16 protein-coding genes and 1 pseudogene are annotated in these 15910 nt (G+C 61.4%); 8 read left to right on the top strand and 9 right to left on the bottom strand.

Features of this window, described 5'->3' with window-relative positions:
• Window positions 1–108 precede the first annotated feature (108 nt).
• The 3 genes from RFM40_RS11050 to RFM40_RS11040 all read right to left on the bottom strand — a co-directional run bounded on the left by RFM40_RS11050 (window position 109) and on the right by RFM40_RS11040 (window position 4583).
• The gene (locus tag RFM40_RS11050; RefSeq protein ID WP_320226662.1) at window positions 109–1758 is read right to left on the bottom strand and encodes a putative bifunctional diguanylate cyclase/phosphodiesterase; all 1650 of its coding nucleotides are present in this window, start codon (window positions 1756–1758) and stop codon (window positions 109–111) included.
• A gap of 364 nt (window positions 1759–2122) precedes the next feature.
• Complete coding sequence (locus tag RFM40_RS11045) at window positions 2123–2746, bottom strand: ATP-dependent DNA ligase (protein WP_320226540.1); 624 nt, start codon at window positions 2744–2746, stop codon at window positions 2123–2125.
• A gap of 694 nt (window positions 2747–3440) precedes the next feature.
• On the bottom strand, window positions 3441–4583 hold the full coding sequence (locus RFM40_RS11040) for a helix-turn-helix domain-containing protein (protein ID WP_320277566.1): 1143 nt from the start codon (window positions 4581–4583) through the stop codon (window positions 3441–3443).
• A gap of 219 nt (window positions 4584–4802) precedes the next feature.
• Between RFM40_RS11040 and RFM40_RS11035 the strand changes: the two genes are divergently transcribed.
• The 4 genes and pseudogenes from RFM40_RS11035 (at window position 4803) to RFM40_RS11020 (ending at window position 6146) form a co-directional block, all read left to right on the top strand.
• Complete coding sequence (locus RFM40_RS11035) at window positions 4803–5093, top strand: hypothetical protein (protein WP_320226539.1); 291 nt, start codon at window positions 4803–4805, stop codon at window positions 5091–5093.
• 103 nt (window positions 5094–5196) lie between these two features.
• The gene (locus tag RFM40_RS11030; RefSeq protein ID WP_320226538.1) at window positions 5197–5427 is read left to right on the top strand and encodes a hypothetical protein; all 231 of its coding nucleotides are present in this window, start codon (window positions 5197–5199) and stop codon (window positions 5425–5427) included.
• Between the two features lie 14 nt (window positions 5428–5441).
• Window positions 5442–5626 (top strand): annotated as a pseudogene (locus RFM40_RS11025) (PIN domain-containing protein); the annotation flags it as partial.
• 88 nt (window positions 5627–5714) lie between these two features.
• A complete protein-coding gene (locus RFM40_RS11020) occupies window positions 5715–6146 on the top strand; it encodes a cupin domain-containing protein (RefSeq protein WP_320226537.1) in 432 nt (143 codons plus the stop codon).
• Window positions 6147–6223: 77 nt separating this feature from the next.
• Here the strand turns inward: RFM40_RS11020 and RFM40_RS11015 are convergent, their stop codons facing one another.
• Window positions 6224–6679 carry a carboxymuconolactone decarboxylase family protein gene (locus tag RFM40_RS11015; RefSeq protein WP_320226536.1) on the bottom strand — a complete coding sequence of 152 codons (456 nt, stop codon included), beginning with the start codon at window positions 6677–6679 and terminating at the stop codon, window positions 6224–6226.
• A 111-nt stretch (window positions 6680–6790) separates the two neighbouring features.
• Window positions 6791–7222, bottom strand: a complete 432-nt coding sequence (locus RFM40_RS11010) for an SRPBCC family protein (RefSeq protein WP_320226659.1) — start codon at window positions 7220–7222, stop codon at window positions 6791–6793.
• 271 nt (window positions 7223–7493) lie between these two features.
• Here RFM40_RS11010 and RFM40_RS11005 point away from each other — a divergent pair, with 271 nt between their 5' ends.
• The 3 genes from RFM40_RS11005 (at window position 7494) to RFM40_RS10995 (ending at window position 9358) form a co-directional block, all read left to right on the top strand.
• Complete coding sequence (locus tag RFM40_RS11005; protein WP_320277565.1) at window positions 7494–8291, top strand: copper homeostasis protein CutC; 798 nt, start codon at window positions 7494–7496, stop codon at window positions 8289–8291.
• Window positions 8291–8800: a GNAT family N-acetyltransferase gene (locus RFM40_RS11000; RefSeq protein WP_320226535.1), complete on the top strand. Its 510-nt coding sequence runs from the start codon at window positions 8291–8293 to the stop codon at window positions 8798–8800. The genes RFM40_RS11005 and RFM40_RS11000 overlap by 1 nt, the downstream gene beginning before the upstream one ends.
• 72 nt (window positions 8801–8872) lie before the next feature.
• Window positions 8873–9358, top strand: a complete 486-nt coding sequence (locus tag RFM40_RS10995) for an SRPBCC family protein (RefSeq protein WP_320226534.1) — start codon at window positions 8873–8875, stop codon at window positions 9356–9358.
• Between the two features lie 3 nt (window positions 9359–9361).
• Here the strand turns inward: RFM40_RS10995 and RFM40_RS10990 are convergent, their stop codons facing one another.
• The 4 genes from RFM40_RS10990 to RFM40_RS10975 all read right to left on the bottom strand — a co-directional run bounded on the left by RFM40_RS10990 (window position 9362) and on the right by RFM40_RS10975 (window position 14461).
• Window positions 9362–10384: an acyltransferase family protein gene (locus RFM40_RS10990; RefSeq protein ID WP_320277540.1), complete on the bottom strand. Its 1023-nt coding sequence runs from the start codon at window positions 10382–10384 to the stop codon at window positions 9362–9364.
• Between the two features lie 203 nt (window positions 10385–10587).
• A complete protein-coding gene (locus tag RFM40_RS10985; RefSeq protein ID WP_320226532.1) occupies window positions 10588–11385 on the bottom strand; it encodes an FAD binding domain-containing protein in 798 nt (265 codons plus the stop codon).
• Window positions 11386–11500: 115 nt separating this feature from the next.
• The gene (locus tag RFM40_RS10980) at window positions 11501–13849 is read right to left on the bottom strand and encodes a xanthine dehydrogenase family protein molybdopterin-binding subunit (protein WP_320277539.1); all 2349 of its coding nucleotides are present in this window, start codon (window positions 13847–13849) and stop codon (window positions 11501–11503) included.
• A 111-nt stretch (window positions 13850–13960) separates the two neighbouring features.
• Window positions 13961–14461, bottom strand: coding sequence for a (2Fe-2S)-binding protein (locus RFM40_RS10975; RefSeq protein ID WP_320277538.1), 501 nt, complete (start codon window positions 14459–14461; stop codon window positions 13961–13963).
• 198 nt (window positions 14462–14659) lie between these two features.
• Here RFM40_RS10975 and RFM40_RS10970 point away from each other — a divergent pair, with 198 nt between their 5' ends.
• On the top strand, window positions 14660–15910 hold the full coding sequence (locus tag RFM40_RS10970) for an FIST signal transduction protein (RefSeq protein ID WP_320277537.1): 1251 nt from the start codon (window positions 14660–14662) through the stop codon (window positions 15908–15910).

Below are 15910 nucleotides of genomic sequence, written 5' to 3'. Positions count from 1 at the left end.
AAAATTCGGTTCGCCAGCCGGCTTGTGATGAACAGATCCCATCGGCATCCTCGCTTGTTCCATCAGATTTATGCCTTGGCGGGCGACGACCTCCGAGGGCGCAAGGCGCTAGCCCGCCCCCTTTGTTTGCTCCATAGCTCGTCCCACTGTCAGAGCGGGCCGTTTGATGAAATCACCGATTTCCTCGATTTCGAGTGGGCGTCCCAGGAAATTACCCTGCAGGCAATCGCAGTTTTCCTTGATCAACCACCGCGCCTGCGCCCACGTCTCGACGCCCTCGGCCGTGACGCTCATTCCAAGGCCGTGCGCCAGATTTATGATCGATCGCACGATCGTCTGGCCCTTGGAATCCGTATCTACGTCGGTAATAAAGTACTGATCGATCTTCAAGGTGTCGAACGGAAAGTTTTTAAGGTAGCTTAACGACGAATAATACGTGCCAAAATCATCGAGCGAAATGCGTATTCCCAAGACATTGAGAGTGTTTAACGTGTCGATATTGTCGACCGTCTTCTCAAGGAGAACAGTCTCGGTTATCTCAAGTTCAAGTCTGTCGGCTCGGATTCCAACCTCATCGATGATCTGAGCAACTGTGTCCGTCAGCGAGCCGCTAAGGAACTGAGCCGGCGACAAGTTCACCGCGATCGTCAGCGAGGAAGGCCATGTCAATGCCTGGCGACAAGCTTCCTCAAGCACCCATCGCCCAATCTCGTCCATCAGGCCGTCGGCTTCGGCGATCGGTATGAACACGCTCGGCGGAATGATCCCGATCTCGGGGTGTCGCCACCGCAGTAGCGCCTCGAACCCGATCACCGACGAGGGAGGACGAATGAGCGGCTGGTATTCCAGATAAAGCTCGCCCCGCTCCAGCGCAGTTCGAAGGCTGCGTCTCAGATTCTCGCGGTGCTCGAGCAAGAGCAGCATCGCACGGTTGAAGATTCGAGCGCAGCCGCGTCCATCTGTCTTGGCTGCGTAAAGTGCAATGTCGGCGGCTTTCATCAACTGCTCGCCATCAGTCCCGTGCTCCGGCGCGAACGCTATTCCGATACTGGAGCCAACGAAGACGGTAATGTCGTTGATGACGAACGGCTGCTTGAACGCTTCGACGAGCGATCCAGCGAGGCGCTCAGCTGCCGCAGGCTGCTCCTTTCCCACTTGGATGACGGCGAACTCATCGCCGGCATAGCGGTACGCGGATTCGCCCTCCTGCAGCGCGTCGCGGATACGACCTGCCGCGAGTTGAAGAAGCGTGTCGCCTGCTCCATGGCCGAGGGTGTCATTGACCGCTTTGAAATCGTCAAGGTCGATTTGCAGCAGGGCTGCTTTCGGCTTTGGTCCACCAATGGCCGCCAATACCTGCTGCAGCCGCTCGCCGAATCGCCGCCGATTCTGCAGGCCAGTCAGCACGTCGTGAGTCGCCTGATGGAGCAGAATTACATGCTCCTGTTCCTCGGCTGCGCTTCGCCCGCCGGGCCCCCTCGATTCGATGATTCCTAGACCATTTGCAGTGCTGAAGACGAAAACGGACCGGGGCGCCTCGCCCGGCGATGGCGGTAAGTCAATGCTCGTTGGAGAGCCGCCTTGGAACACGCGAAGAAATTCGTCGCGATATCTAGCAAGAAGGAAGGTCGGATAGATCTCCCATATGGCGGCGCCTGAGGCCACCACGCCTCCGTACACGCTTTTGAGCCTAGTAGCATAACGCGTCAGGCGGAAGTCCCGGTCATAGAACGACACGAGATCGGCGGTGTTCGACAAGAGGTCGACGAGAAGCACTTCAGCGGTATCTGGAGCGTTAGGGGCAGGTCCCTTACCCTCTTTGCCGGCGCCGGATGCCTTTGGATGCAAGTGCCACCTCCATAGGTGGTGCCAATATGCTTCCCTCAGTTTAGAAATAGCATAACTACCAAGCTTGGCAAACTTTCAACCTGCATTCTTAACAAGCGCCGTGTGCGGCGTAGACGCGATGCGTACTCCGCTGTGACCGGCGGTTGTTTATCAACACGATGAACTTTCATTCAACTTTACTAAATTAGTAATTTCTGAGATCACCGCAGGTGTCGGCAGTAATTCGAATCATTACGGCGCACAGGGCGGAGCGGTGTTCGCCGCTGGTGCGGGACTACCAGCCTCGCAAATTCGAAATCGGCTTTCTCAAATATCTGGCTTTCAGCCATGTTTTCGACGGTCCGCTCCTGTAGGGGCTGTCGGCGCGTTTCGAGATGATTCCGTCAAGCCCTGCCTTCTCGATCGCGCGAAGGATCGCCAGCGCGCCGCACTCAAAATGCTCACTGTATTGGATCTTGCGGACGCCAGGCTCAACCAATCGCCGCAGCGCTTGCTTGCGCTGCAGCAAGGGCCAGGGGGCAAGATTGCGACCGTCGAGATGGAGGATGTCGAACGCGACAAACACCAGCCGGCTCGGCTCGTTCCAGATCGCAGCTTCCAGCACAGGGGAATCGGGCGTACCCTGCTCGCCTGATACAATCACCTCGCCGTCGAGAATGGCGGCCCGGCATGGCAGCTCGAGCGCCAGGGCGATAGGCCAGTATTTTGTCGTCCAATCCCGGCCGTTCTTGCTGTAGAGACGCACGCCGCCCTTATCGATGATGATCTGCGTGCGGTAGCCATCGAGCCAAGCCTCGTGAACCCACCCCTCATCTTGAGGCGGCTGCTCGACAAGAGTTGGCATCTGCGGCGGAATGAACTCCAGCCGGTCGCCGTCCACTTTGTCACGCTTACCCAACCAAGCCACCATCTTTGACGGATAGCGGTGGCGCGAGCGGCACAGGCGATCCGGTATCCCCCAACTTGGACACCTGCCGCCTGTGCCGAGCCCCCCACTAAGCCATCGAGCCCCCACTAGGCCATTCTGCGACAGAATGAACACCAGCCTGCCGCCCGGCCTTGGCACGCTTACTTAACTACGCCACTACCTTTGATGGATAGCGGTGGCGCGAGCGGCACAGGCGATCCGATGCCCCCCAACTCGGACATCTGCCGCCTGTGCCGAGCCCCCACTAAGCCATCGGGCCCCCACTAAGCCATTCTGCGACGGAATGAACACCAGCCTGCCGCCCGGCCTTGGCACGCTTACTCAACTACGCCACTACCTTTGACGGATAGCGGTGGCGCGATCGGCACAGGCGGTGCGATACTCCCCCAACTTGGAAACCTGCCGCCTGTGCCGAGCCCCCGCTAAGTCATCGCCAACATCTACGAATACGGTCGCACTGTCGTTAGCTGCGCATCCAAATACTTATCCGGGCGTACATATCTCGATATCGGCGCGGCATCTCTCCCAGGGCTTGTGCTATTTGGGGTGCCGTCAGCCCACGCAGTCGCCTTTTCCAATTACGGGATTGCCGCGCGGCACGCAGCAGAACTCCGGGCGGCATTCTGATGAAACGTCGCCGATCTCAACCGCCGGCGACGCCTGTTCAGCTTCCAAGCGTCTTGAGCCAGTCTTCAAAGGAAGCAGCCTTCTCGCGCTCGCTGAGCGAAACAGAGTGGGCGGGGCGCGGCAATACCATCGTCCTGCGGGATTCGCGGGGGCTGTAACCGAATTCCTTGCTGAACGCTCGGCTGAAGTTTGCCGCTGAACTGAACCCGAAGGCTTCCGCAATTTCAACAATGCGTCGGCTGTCCGCCGGATCGCTAAGCGCAAGATGGGCTGCCAAAAGTCGGCGGCTTTGAATGTAATGGAGAACACCACCGCTCGGTTCGAACAACTGATAGAGGCGAGATCGCGAAACGCCGAGCGCCCGGCACATTGAATCCGGTGTCAGGCGAGCCGCGTCCAGATTGTTTTGGACGTATCGACGCGCTCGCTCCATTAGTGCGACACTCGCCAGTTGTTCGGCCGCCGCGGCATGTTCGGCCGGCGGCGCAAGGCAGGCAATAATCATGCTGCGTGTTGCGTGCACGATGCGGGGCAGATCTTCCGCCGTGAGATTGCGCAGTCTTGTTACGATGCTGTTGATGTAGTCGATCAAAAGGTTAGCGAAGTTACCGGACAAAATTGAATTGTTGTTTGCGTCGAGGGTCCCCGCCACATCGGCGAACAAATCACGCGGCAAATAGAGAAAGAGACTTTCGGATTCCGTTGTCCTTCCGCGAAACGGGTAGCCGAGAGATCTGATCTCCAATTTACCCGGCTGTCCCTCCGCGACGCGGCGATCGACCTCCGTCCATGACCGGCCAGTATGTGGCAATACGACATACCAATGATCGATCGAGCTGGACCTAAGCTTCGCGGCAGACCGCATATAACTGTGCGCCGGCGCGCGCTGTTCAACGATCAGCATGCCACCAAGATTCCAAGCCGTGTGGTCGGCGGGAAAGCCGTCGTCCAGCGATTTGTTATCCGGCAACTTGGCCTCGACAAGCGGTGCCACATGCGCTTGCCAAGCGGCAAATTGATCTTCTGGCGCCAGTTCGAGCGTTGAAAAGGACAACGGTTCTAGCGCCGGTGCGAGTGGTAGAGCGGCCTCGTTGTCAGGCTGAACGTCGCGTGGCCAACGGCGTCGCTCACGCTCGGGCGTTTGCCCAGCATGCGCCTCGTCTTGCCTCTTAGCGTCGATCGCGCGTGGTGCCATATCCGATTCCGGTATGCCCATGCCCTCGCAATCATGTGGTGTATCCCGGCATCTGGCAAGCCTGTCGGCCGCATCGGCGATCACGCTGGATTACAATAAGAAATGCATCCGGAGACAAGTTTCTGGATGCGAAGATAACGACACTCTTCAGACCGGTGCGTATAGAATCCGACATCGTGAAAGCGATGTTGAGGAGACCACGAAATGAACGAAAAGCTTAAAGGAGAAGCTCGCCGCAAGATAATCCTTGATGGATACGTTAATAACGAACCATTGAAAGACATTGCGGCAAAGCTCGGATGCTCACTGGCAAGCTTGAAAGTCAGCGCCAGCAAACTCGGTTGCACTAGAACCCCGAAGGAGGCGGCTGATTTCCGGCGAGGCTTTCGTATACCGGAAAACAAGCGGCAAGACTATTACCAGCTGATGACTTCAGGGCAATATAGATCTCGCGAATGTGCGCAGATTTTGGGGTTATTGACAATGGAATCATAGATACCGAGCGATTACTACAATGCCGTTGAGCATAGTATCGCTCGGCCTAGTGATAAAAGCCCGCCGCAACACACGGGCGGCGGGCCTGAAAGGGTCGTTAAAAATGCTGCGTCTGCGTTTCAATCGCACCTGTCTTAGTCCTCTCGATCTGGCTGTATGCGAACGCGTGTTCAATCAGGTCTGCGCGGAGGAACAGCTCGATCCGATGGACCAGGCCGCCGAAATTCTGGCGGTGATGGTTGTGGCCATTTTTCGAAACGCTCACACCAACGAGCGCGAACTGCTGGAGGCGGTCAAATCCCTCCGGCAAAAGGCCACGGGAACCGGGCAATAGTGATCAGCAGCGCGAACGTCGCCACCAACAGGCCGGCCGCGGAAGCCGGGCTGGCTGTGCTCGAAGCAGGCGGCGACTTCGCCGACGGCGCGATTGCCTTCGAGGGCAGTTGGCTGGGCGCCGAAACCTTCCTCTCGTTTGACGAGAAGGCACGAGGCTGATCGAAGCGCAAGGCGGCGCTGTTCGCCTGCTGGCCTGAAGACGGCCCGCGTTTCCAAAGACGCCGCCGTTGCACTTGCGCGCAAATGCATGTCGCGCGATGGTCGCGCAACTTTCGGGGAGGATTCATGCGCAACATCCTGGCATCGGCGCTGCTGCTGGCGGCAGCGCTTTCTTCAAGCACCGCCCTCGCTCTGGACAGTTCCGGCACGCCGGTCGTCGTGACGCCGCTTGCTTCCAAGACGACCACCGCGTCAGGCCAGCCGATCACGCTGCCGCAGGGGAGCGTCGAGGTTCAGGTTTCGGCCTATCAGATCGCGCCCGGCGCGACGCTTCCAGTGCACAAGCACCCCTTCCCGCGCTATGCCTATGTCGAGGCAGGCACGCTCAAGGTCACCAATGTCGAGACCGGCAGCAGCAACACCTACAAGACGGGCGATTTCATCGTCGAGATGATCGGGCAATGGCACCAGGCCGCCAATATCGGCGCCGACCCGGTCAAGCTCCTGGTGATCGACCAGGTCGAACAAGGCGCCAAGAATACGATCTTGAAGCAGTAACCAGGCAGGCTCCTGAAGCAATGGGCTTCAGCTGTTCCGCAATCAGGCGCGCGCCCAGCCGGACACCCAACCATATGTCAGCCCCAGGCGCCCACCGGTTGCCGGGTCGGCGCGTTCAGACGATTGAACGCGTTGATCAGCGCGATCTGGATCACCAGCGCGGCAAGCGCCTTGTCGTCGTAGTGGCGGGCGGCTTCGTCCCAGACATCGTCGGACACCGCGTCGGAGCGGTCGGCCAATCGCGTCGCGGCCTCCGCCAGCGCCAGGGCTGCGCGTTCTGCGCCGGTGAAATAAGGCGTTTCCCGCCAGGCGGAGACGGCAAAGATCCGCTCGTCCTTCTCGCCCGCCTGCTTCAGCTCGCGCGCATGCATGTCGACGCATACGCTGCAACCGTTGATCTGGCTGGCGCGCAGATGGATGAGCTTGCGCGTCACATAGGGCACCTCGGCGACTTCGGTCGATTTGTCCAGCGCCAACAGCGCCTGCAGGGCGCCGGGAATGAGCATCACCGGGTTCTTCAATCTGGCTTCCATCGTCTGTCTCCTTGGACATGCTTTCACGAGCCCTTGAATGCACTGCATCAGGGATCAGCTCTGGTTTGCTGTTGTCAGGTTCGCGCCTCGGCTAGCGCGATGCCGAGAATATCAGCCTTGCCCGGCAGCGACTTGTTCGAGCCGCTCCAGGATGCGTGGCCAGCCGCTTCCCATGCCCTTGTAGCCAGGCTCGTCTTGCGGCCTGAAACCGGACTGCTCCATACGCACGCGCGTGGACGGCCCCTCAGGCGTCAGTGACCAGGTTACAACAGTCTTCAAGCCGCTGTCGGACTCGCTTCCGTCGCCCCAGCTGTAGGTGAGCAGATGCGGCGGCTCGACCTTCAGCACCACGCAGTTGACCACGCCTGACCAGCCGGGCACTGGCTTCGCGCGGAAAGTGAAGCGGTGGCCCTCGACGGGTTCAAAATCGTTCTCCATCAGCCACTCGGCGACCAGATGCGGAGAGGTCAGCGCGCGCCACACCTTGTCGGCCGCGTGCGGTAGGAGCCGCTCGACAAGGATTGATTTGGTCTCAGTAGTCATCGGCCTTTCTGTGATGTCATTCACGGCATCCTCCTTGTCCGGTTCTCCAACAATGTCTCCTAAGCGGAGACATGGCGCTGCTGGGCTGCTGCTCCAGGGGAGCGTGCCCGACGACGAAGCCCATAGTTGACCGGCTCAGATCAATAACCTATCAGCTATGGATTTATCTATAACCATAGAGTTATCGATGTCAACCGGCTTTTGCGCTGCTTAGAAGTGACAGTGCTCCATGGCTGGACCGATCGATACGGCTTTCGCGGCAGCCGACCCGATGCTAGGGCTGGTCACCCTATTGAAGCATGGATGGACACTTGTGATTGACGCCCGACAGCCGCTGATCGAAATCTGCGTCGAAGGCATCGATGGGCTGCTTGCCGCGCAGGCCGCCAACGCCGACCGGGTCGAGCTTTGCGCCAGCCTAGTCGAAGGCGGCATCACGTCGAGCCTCGGCACGGTGCGTGCAGCACTCGAACGCGCGACCATCCCCTTCCATGTCATCGTGCGTCCACGCGGCGGCGATTTCCTCTATAGCGAGGCGGAATACCGATCGATGCTCGCCGATGTCGGCGCGCTCCGCGATCTCGGCGTGGCCGGCGTCGTCGTCGGTTGCCTGACCGCTGACGGCGCCATCGACGAGGCGCGCATGAGCGAGCTGGTGCGGGCGGCCGGCCCTCTCAACGTCACCTGCCACCGCGCCTTCGACATGACGCGCGATCCAACCGAGGCGCTCGAAGCACTGATCCGCTGCGAGGTCGGCCGCGTGTTGACCAGCGGTCAGCGCGACACGGCGCTGGAGGGCGTCGCCCTGCTGGCGCAGCTCGTTCGCCAGGCTGGCGAGCGCATCATCATCCTCGGTTGCGGCGGACTGGCGCCCGACAATATCGGCGAAGTCCTGAGGCGAACCGGACTGACCGAGATGCATTTCGCAGCGCTTGCCGATGTGCCGAGCGCCATGCGCTACCGCAACCCTCATGTCGGCATGGGCGGCGCCGATCTCGATCGCGAATACCGCAACACGGTGACCGACGAGACCCTGGTGGCGGCAACGATCGCGGCCGCGAGGGCTTGATGGTTGAGACGATGTCGAAGGATCGGCTGCCGATCGAACGAGTCGCGCCCCCTGACGAGGTCGCTATCCTCACCCTCAACAACCAGCATGCCGCCGAACTGTCCTGGCTCGAGCCTGAGCGGTTGTCGTTCCTGATCGGGCAGGCTTTCTACACGCGCCGCATCGGCGCGCTCGGAGCCTTCATCATGTGCTTCGATCAGGACGCCCGCTACGACAGCCCGAATTTTCTTTGGTTCCGCAAGCGTTATCCGCGCTTCGTCTATGTCGACCGTGTCGTGGTCGCGGCCGAGGCGCGTGGCCGTGGCCATGCGCGCCGGCTATATGAGGATCTGTTCGAGCACGCCCGCCGCGCCGGCCACACGATCGTCACCTGCGAGGTCAATGCCGATCCGCCGAACCCAGCCTCGGACGCCTTCCACGCAGCGCTCGGCTTCGCCGAGGTCGGCGACGCCGTGATCCACGGCGGCAAGAAGTCGGTGCGCTACTACGCCAAGCCGGTCGCCGGCTGAACGACAAACATCGCTGGCTCCAAAAACAAGCCCGAGCTAATGTAGCCGCTCGCTGGCTTGGGGGGCCTTGTCATGCCGAGCAACGCTTTTCGCTTCGACGAGAGCTGGGACATCCCGGAGGGGACACCGCAGGAAGTGTGGGACGTCCTTTCGGATGCCGAGTTGCTGCCGCTCTGGTGGGGCGACGCCTATAAGGGGGTCGAACCCCTCGACAAAAAGGGCAAGGGCGTCGTCGGGTCGCGGGCGAGAGCCAGGGCGCGAGGCGCCCTGCCCTATGAGCTGAACTTCATCATCGAGGCGGCCCAGCTCGAACCAGGCCGTCTGGTGGTGGTGAAGACCTTCGGCGATTTCGACGGCCTATGGCGAGCGGAATTGTTTCCGTCCGGAACCGGAACGCATGTGAAGCTCACCTGGCAGGTCATCGTGGAAAGGCCGATCCTCAAACTCCTCGCGCCATTGCTCAGGCCGGCCTTTGCCTGGAACCACCGCTGGACCACGCCGCGCGGCGAAGCAGGGCTTCGTCGCTATCTCGCCGCGCGGAAGAACGGCAGCGCCTGAAACTCACCAATTGCGGTTGAGCCAGCCGCGGGCTGGTTTTTCGACGATATAGTAGCTCGCCAGCGCGCAAGCGAAGACCGCAGCCAGCATCGGGATCGGTGTGACGTCCCGATCATAGACGAATTTGTAGAAAGGCTGCTGCCAGAGATAGAGCGAATAGGACCACAGCCCCAGCATCACCATCGGCCGCGACGACAGCAATCCGGTGAGATACCCGCCGGCATGGTCGAGCGTGTTGACGGCGAGCGCGAGCAGCGGCACGCCCAGCAGATAGTGCACGGGCGTCGGCACCGGATCGAGGAACAGCAACACCGCGCCCGCGGCCGCCGCCAGCGCCACATGCCGATTCCTGAGGAATGCCGACAGCCGTCCGTCGGCCTTGAGCAGGCAGATCGCCGCCGAAAGCAGGATCGAGGCGATATGCACGTCGGTGCGCCAGTAGCTGGTCTCGTAGTCCATACCGAGAACCCGGTAGGAGATGGCGCCGTTGGCCATCGCCAGCAACGACAACGCCACGAGCAGCCGCACGACATTGGCGCGCCCGGACACCACCACGCTGATCAGCGCCAGGATGACATAAGAATGCTCCTCGATGGCGAGCGACCAGATATGATCGAGCGCGCCGGCGCGGTTTACGAAAATGCCGGCGTAGTTGTAGGTGAAGGTGAGCGCCGTCAGCGCCGCCTTCCATTTGAAGGCGATAAAGGTTCCGGCAAGGCCAATCATGGCGGCAAACACGAACACCAGCAGTGCCGGATATATTCGCGAGAAGCGGCGCTTGAAGAATTTCTTCAGCGGAAAGCGCTCGATGAACAGGATCTCGCCCATCAGCCGGCCGCTGAGCACGAAGAAAAACTCGACGCCGAGAACCCCGAGGTTGATTCCCGGAACCGGAAAGAAATGGCCGATCAGCACGAGCGCGATCGACAGGCCGCGCCAGCCGTCGAGATAGGCCAGCCTTGTCCGTGCCGCTCTGTCGGCTGCGGCTCGCGGCAGGACACCGGCCGTCGCGGAGATGTCGGTCATGCCCGTCCTTCGCAACTCGAGGCCCCGGCACGGAACAGCCGTGCTCGGAACCGCTTCGTTTCCCGCCGCATTTATTTTGCAGTGCGGAATAATCTTGTGCAAGTGCGAAGCCGCGAATTCTCAGGCAATTCCTGCCAAGCGGTTGCGAATACAAAAGAAAAAGGGGCCGCGACGGCCCCTTTCTTCACCGAGGTTGAGAACGTTCAGGCGTTGGCCGCGGCCACCGCGCGCTTCGCCATCACCGCGATCAGGTTGGCGCGGTAGTCGGCAGAGGCATGGATATCGCTCATCAGGCCCTTCGCCGGCACCTTTAGGTCGTCGAGCGCCGAGGCGTCGAAATTCTTCGCCAGCGTCGCCTCGATTTCCCTGGAGCGGAAGACGCCGTCGTCGCCGGCGCCGGTCACCGCTGCCCTGACCCCATCCTTGCCCTTGGTCACGAACACCCCGACGATCGCGTAGCGCGAGGCCGGGTTGCGGAATTTTTGGTAGGCCGCCTTGGCCGGCGCGGTGAAGGACACCGCCGTGATGATCTCGCCGTCCTTCAGCGCCGTCTCGAACAGCCCCTTGAAGAATTTGTCGGCGGCGATCTCGCGTTTGTTGGTGACGATCGTCGCGCCCAGCGCCAGCAGTGCCGCCGGATAATCGGCGGCAGGATCGTTGTTGGCGATCGAGCCGCCGATCGTGCCCTTGTAGCGCACTGCCGGGTCGCCGATCAGCGAGGCCATATGCGCGAGCGCCGGACAGGCCTTCCTAAGCTTCTCGTCGGCGGAGACATCGTAATGCGTCGTCGCAGCACCTATGGTGACCGTCTTGCCGGATACCTTGATACCCTGCAACTCCTTCAGCCGCGACACGTCGACCAGGTCGGAAGGTGCCGCCAGCCGCGTCTTCATGGCGGGGATCAGCGTCATGCCGCCGGAGAGCAGCTTGGCATCGCCATTCTTCAACAGCTTGGCGGCTTCGGCGACCGAGGCGGCGCGGTGGTAGTTGACCGAATACATCTGTCTTTCTCCCTTCGGGGAAAGAGCGAATAGGGAGTAGCGAATAGCGAATAGGACCTGTCCCTTCGCACCGCGCTTTTCCCCTATTCGCTACTCCCTATTCCCTATTCGCTTCTCAGTGCTTCTTGGCGTGGATGGCCGACCACACGGTCGACGGCGATGCCGGCATGGCGATGTCGACGACGCCGAGCGCGTCGGTGATGGCGTTGATCACCGCCGGCGGCGAGCCGATTGCACCCGCCTCGCCGCAGCCTTTGACGCCGAGCGGATTGCCCGGGCATGGCGTGTTCGAGGTCGAGACGTTGAACGATGGCAGGTCGGCGGCACGCGGCATGGTGTAGTCCATATAGCTTGCCGTCAGCAGCTGCCCACTGGCGTCATAATACGTGCCTTCGAGCAGCGCCTGGCCGACGCCTTGCGCGATGCCGCCATGCACCTGCCCCTCGACGATCATCGGATTGATGATGTTGCCGAAGTCGTCGGCCGCGACGAACTGGATGATTTCCGTCAGGCCGGTTTCCGGATCGATCTCGACCTCGCAGATGTAGCAACCAGCCGGGAAGGTGAAGTTGGACGGATCGTAGAAGGCCGTCTCCTTCAAGCCCGGCTCCATGCCGGCGGGCAAGTTGTGGGCGGTGTAGGAGGCAAGCGCCACCTGGAACCAGGGCAGGCTCTTGTCGGTGCCGGCGACCTTGACCTCGCCGTTTTCGATGACGATGTCGCCCTCATCCGCTTCGAGCAGGTGCGCCGCGATCTTCTTGGCCTTGGCTTCGACCTTGTCGAGCGCCTTGGCGACGGCCGACATGCCGACGGCGCCCGAGCGCGACCCATAAGTGCCCATGCCCATCTGCACCTTGTCGGTGTCTCCGTGGACGATCGAGACCGAATCGATCGGCACGCCGAAGCGCTGGGTGACCAGCTGCGCGAAGGTCGTCTCGTGGCCCTGGCCATGGCTGTGCGAGCCGGTCAGCACCTCGATCGTGCCGACGGCGTTGACGCGCACTTCCGCCGATTCCCAGAGGCCGACGCCGGCGCCGAGCGAACCGACCGCCGACGACGGCGCGAGGCCGCAGGCCTCGATGTAGCAGCTCATGCCGATGCCGCGCAGCTTGCCCTTTTTGGCGGCGTCCGCCTTGCGCTTGGTGAAGCCGGCATAGTCGGCGGCCTTCATCGCCGCGTCGAGCGAGGTGGCATAGTCGCCCGCATCATAGTTCATGATCACCGGCGTCTGGTGCGGGAACGATGTGATGAAGTTCTTGCGCCTGAGTTCCGCCGGCGACACGCCGAGCTCACGCGCGGCCGTCTCCATCATGCGCTCGAGCACGTAAGTGGCTTCCGGCCGCCCTGCCCCGCGATAGGCATCGACCGGCGCGGTATTGGTATATACGGTGCGCACATTGGCGTGGATGGCCGGGATGTTGTACTGGCCCGACAGCAGCGTGGCGTAGAGATAGGTCGGCACGCAGGACGAGAACAGCGACATGTAGGCGCCGAGATTGGCTATCGTGTCGACCTTGAGGCCGGTGATCCGGTTGTCCTTGTCGAAAGCCATTTCCACAGTCGAGACATGGTCGCGTCCATGCACGTCGGAGAGGAAGCTTTCGGTGCGGTCGGCGACCCATTTGACTGGAACACCGGTCTTCTTCGACGCCCACAGACAGACGATCTCTTCCGGATAGATGTAGATCTTTGAGCCGAAGCCGCCGCCGACGTCAGGCGCGATCACCCTGAGCTTGTTCTCAGGCGCGACATTGTAGAAGGCGCTCAGCACCAGGCGGGCGACATGCGGGTTCTGCGACGTCGTCCAGCAGGTGTAATGGTCCTCGGCCTTGTCGTAGTGACCAAGTGCAGCGCGCGGCTCCATCGCATTCGGCACCAGGCGGTTGTTGACGATCTTCATGCGCGTGACATGCGCCGCCGACCTGATCGCCGCGTCGGTGGCCTTTCCGTCGCCGAGCTCCCAGTCGAAGATCAGATTGTTCTCGGCCTCGGCATGGACCTGCGGCGCGCCCTTTTCGAGCGCCTTGGTCGCCTCGACCACCGGCTTCAATTCCTTGTAGGTGATCTCGACCGCTTCCGCCGCGTCGCGCGCCTGACCCTTGGTGTCGGCGATGACGATGACGACGGCGTCGCCGACATAGCGCACCTTATCCACCGCGAGGGGAGACCAGGCGCCCATCTTCATCGGCGTGCCGTCCTTGGAATGGATCATCCAGCCGCAGATCAGATTGCCGATCCCGTCGGCCTTGAGCTCCTTGCCGGTCAGCACTCCAACGACGCCGGGCATCGCTTGAGCCTTCTTGACGTCGATCTTCTTTATTTGCGCATGCGCGTGCGGGCTACGCACGAACACGGCATGCTTCATGCCGGGCACCACCATGTCGTCGACATAGCGGCCGCCGCCGGTGATGAACCTCTTGTCTTCCTTGCGCGCCACGCGAGCGCCTACACCTTCGATACCCATTGCGGAAGTTCCTCCCGAATTCAGTGTGAATGGTGAATTGTGAAATGGTGAATGGTCGAAAGAGGAGGAGCCGGCAGCGGCTCCATTCACTATTCACCATTGACCATTCACCTAAGCCGCTTGCCTGGCCTTGCTCTTGGCCCCCTTCGACATCGCTTGCGATGCCGCGAGGATCGCCTTGACGATGTTGTGGTAGCCGGTGCAGCGGCAGATATTGCCGTCGAGCTCGGCGCGCACGGTGGCCTCGTCGAGGCCTTGCGGGTGGCGAGCGATCATGTCGGTCGCCGCCATGATCATGCCCGGCGTACAGAAGCCGCATTGCAGCCCGTGATGCTCCTTGAACGCAGCCTGCACCGGATGCAGGTCGGCACCGTTCGCCAGCCCCTCTATGGTGACGATGGTCGACCCAGAGGCCTGCACGGCGAGCATCGTGCAGGATTTCACGGCTCTACCGTCGACATGCACGACGCAAGCGCCGCACTGCGAGGTGTCGCAGCCGACATGGGTACCCGTGAGGCCGAGATGTTCCCGTAAGAAATGCACGAGCAGCGTTCGGTCTTCGGCGCTCCCGCTGACCCGCCTGCCATTCACAGTCAACGACACGTCCGACATGCAACCCCTCCCCTGGGTATAACCTTGGTCATCCAATGCCGATGCCGTGCTGATGCTTCGGCAATGCGCTATCCTCGTATCGCGCAACGGTAACAAACAGCGCGCCCGGCATTCCGCCAATTGTACTTTCGGTCATGGCCAAAGCGTTGTGCGGCACCACGCCCGGCCCCATTGCCAAAACCCGGATTGAAGGCAAAGATGGCGTCGACGCACGCGTGCCGGACACGCACAAGAAGACACGCACAAAACAGCGTCGGAGGAACTAGGGGAGGAGGCAAGCTGGCCAGTTCGAGCACGCGTTACGCATGCGGCCTCTCGGCGCTCACCACGGATGAGCCCGACCCAGATGCTTTTGCCAGGGCCATTGCGGCCGAAGCGACAACCGTCGACGCCGGTTTCGCGCTGCTCTTTTTCTCGCAAAGCCTCGTCGACGCTTCGGTACTGGCGCATGCGCTGAGGCTGCACGCGCCGTCGCTCGACTATGCCGGCTGCTCGACCGCAGGCGAGATCACGCCGCAAGGGCTCGAGGAAGGCCATGTCCTCGCGCTGCTTTTGCCAAAAGCATCGTTTTCGACCGCCAGCACCATGGTCGAGAACCTCTCCTCGTCCGGAATGGACAGGATCACCGGCGAGGTCGCCTCGCTGCGGCGCCTGCTGCGCGGCCGCGCCGGCCACGAGCGGGCGAAGAGCGTGTTCGCGCTCTGCTTCATCGATGGGCTATCCTATGCCGAGGAAGCGGTCACCTCGGCGATCCACTGGGGACTGGATGATATTCCGCTGATTGGCGGCTCGGCGGGCGACGACCTGAAATTCGAGACGACAAGGCTGATCTCGAACGGCAAGGTCGCTTCCGACAGCGCCATCGTCGTGCTGATCGCGACCGATATCCCCTTCCATGTCTTCAAGACCGACAATTTCATCCCCACCGACGAGAAGCTGGTGGTGACGGCGGCCGATCCCGACCATCGAATCGTGCGCGAATTCAACGCCACCAACGCCGCGGAGGAATACGCCGCCTCCGTCGGCATGGTACCCCAGGCTCTGACACCGCTGAGCTTCGCGTCACACCCTGTCGTGGTGAAGGTTGGCGGCGAATATTACTGCCGCTCGATCCAGCGGATGCATGCCGACGGCTCGCTGTCCTTCTACTGCGCCATCGACGACGGCGTCGTTCTGTCCATCGCCCAGCCTAAGAACATGGTGGAAGCGACACGCGCCGCCCTGCTGGATGTCGAGCGCAAGCTCGGCGGTATCGACATGGTGCTCGGCTTCGACTGCGTGCTGCGCCGGCTCGACGCGCGCAACCGCCAGGTCTTCCGCGATATTTCCGAGCTCTACCGCACCAGCAACGTCATCGGTTTCGGCACCTATGGCGAGCAGTACCGCTCGATGCATCTCAACCAGACCTTCACCGGCATCGCCTTCGGTGAGCGTCGGGCGGTCGAGTGA

The sequence above is a fragment of the Mesorhizobium captivum genome, from assembly GCF_033977165.1.
Lineage (GTDB): Bacteria > Pseudomonadota > Alphaproteobacteria > Rhizobiales > Rhizobiaceae > Mesorhizobium > Mesorhizobium captivum.
Note: the sequence above shows the minus strand (reverse complement) of the source record. Positions and strands in the feature narration are given on the sequence as shown.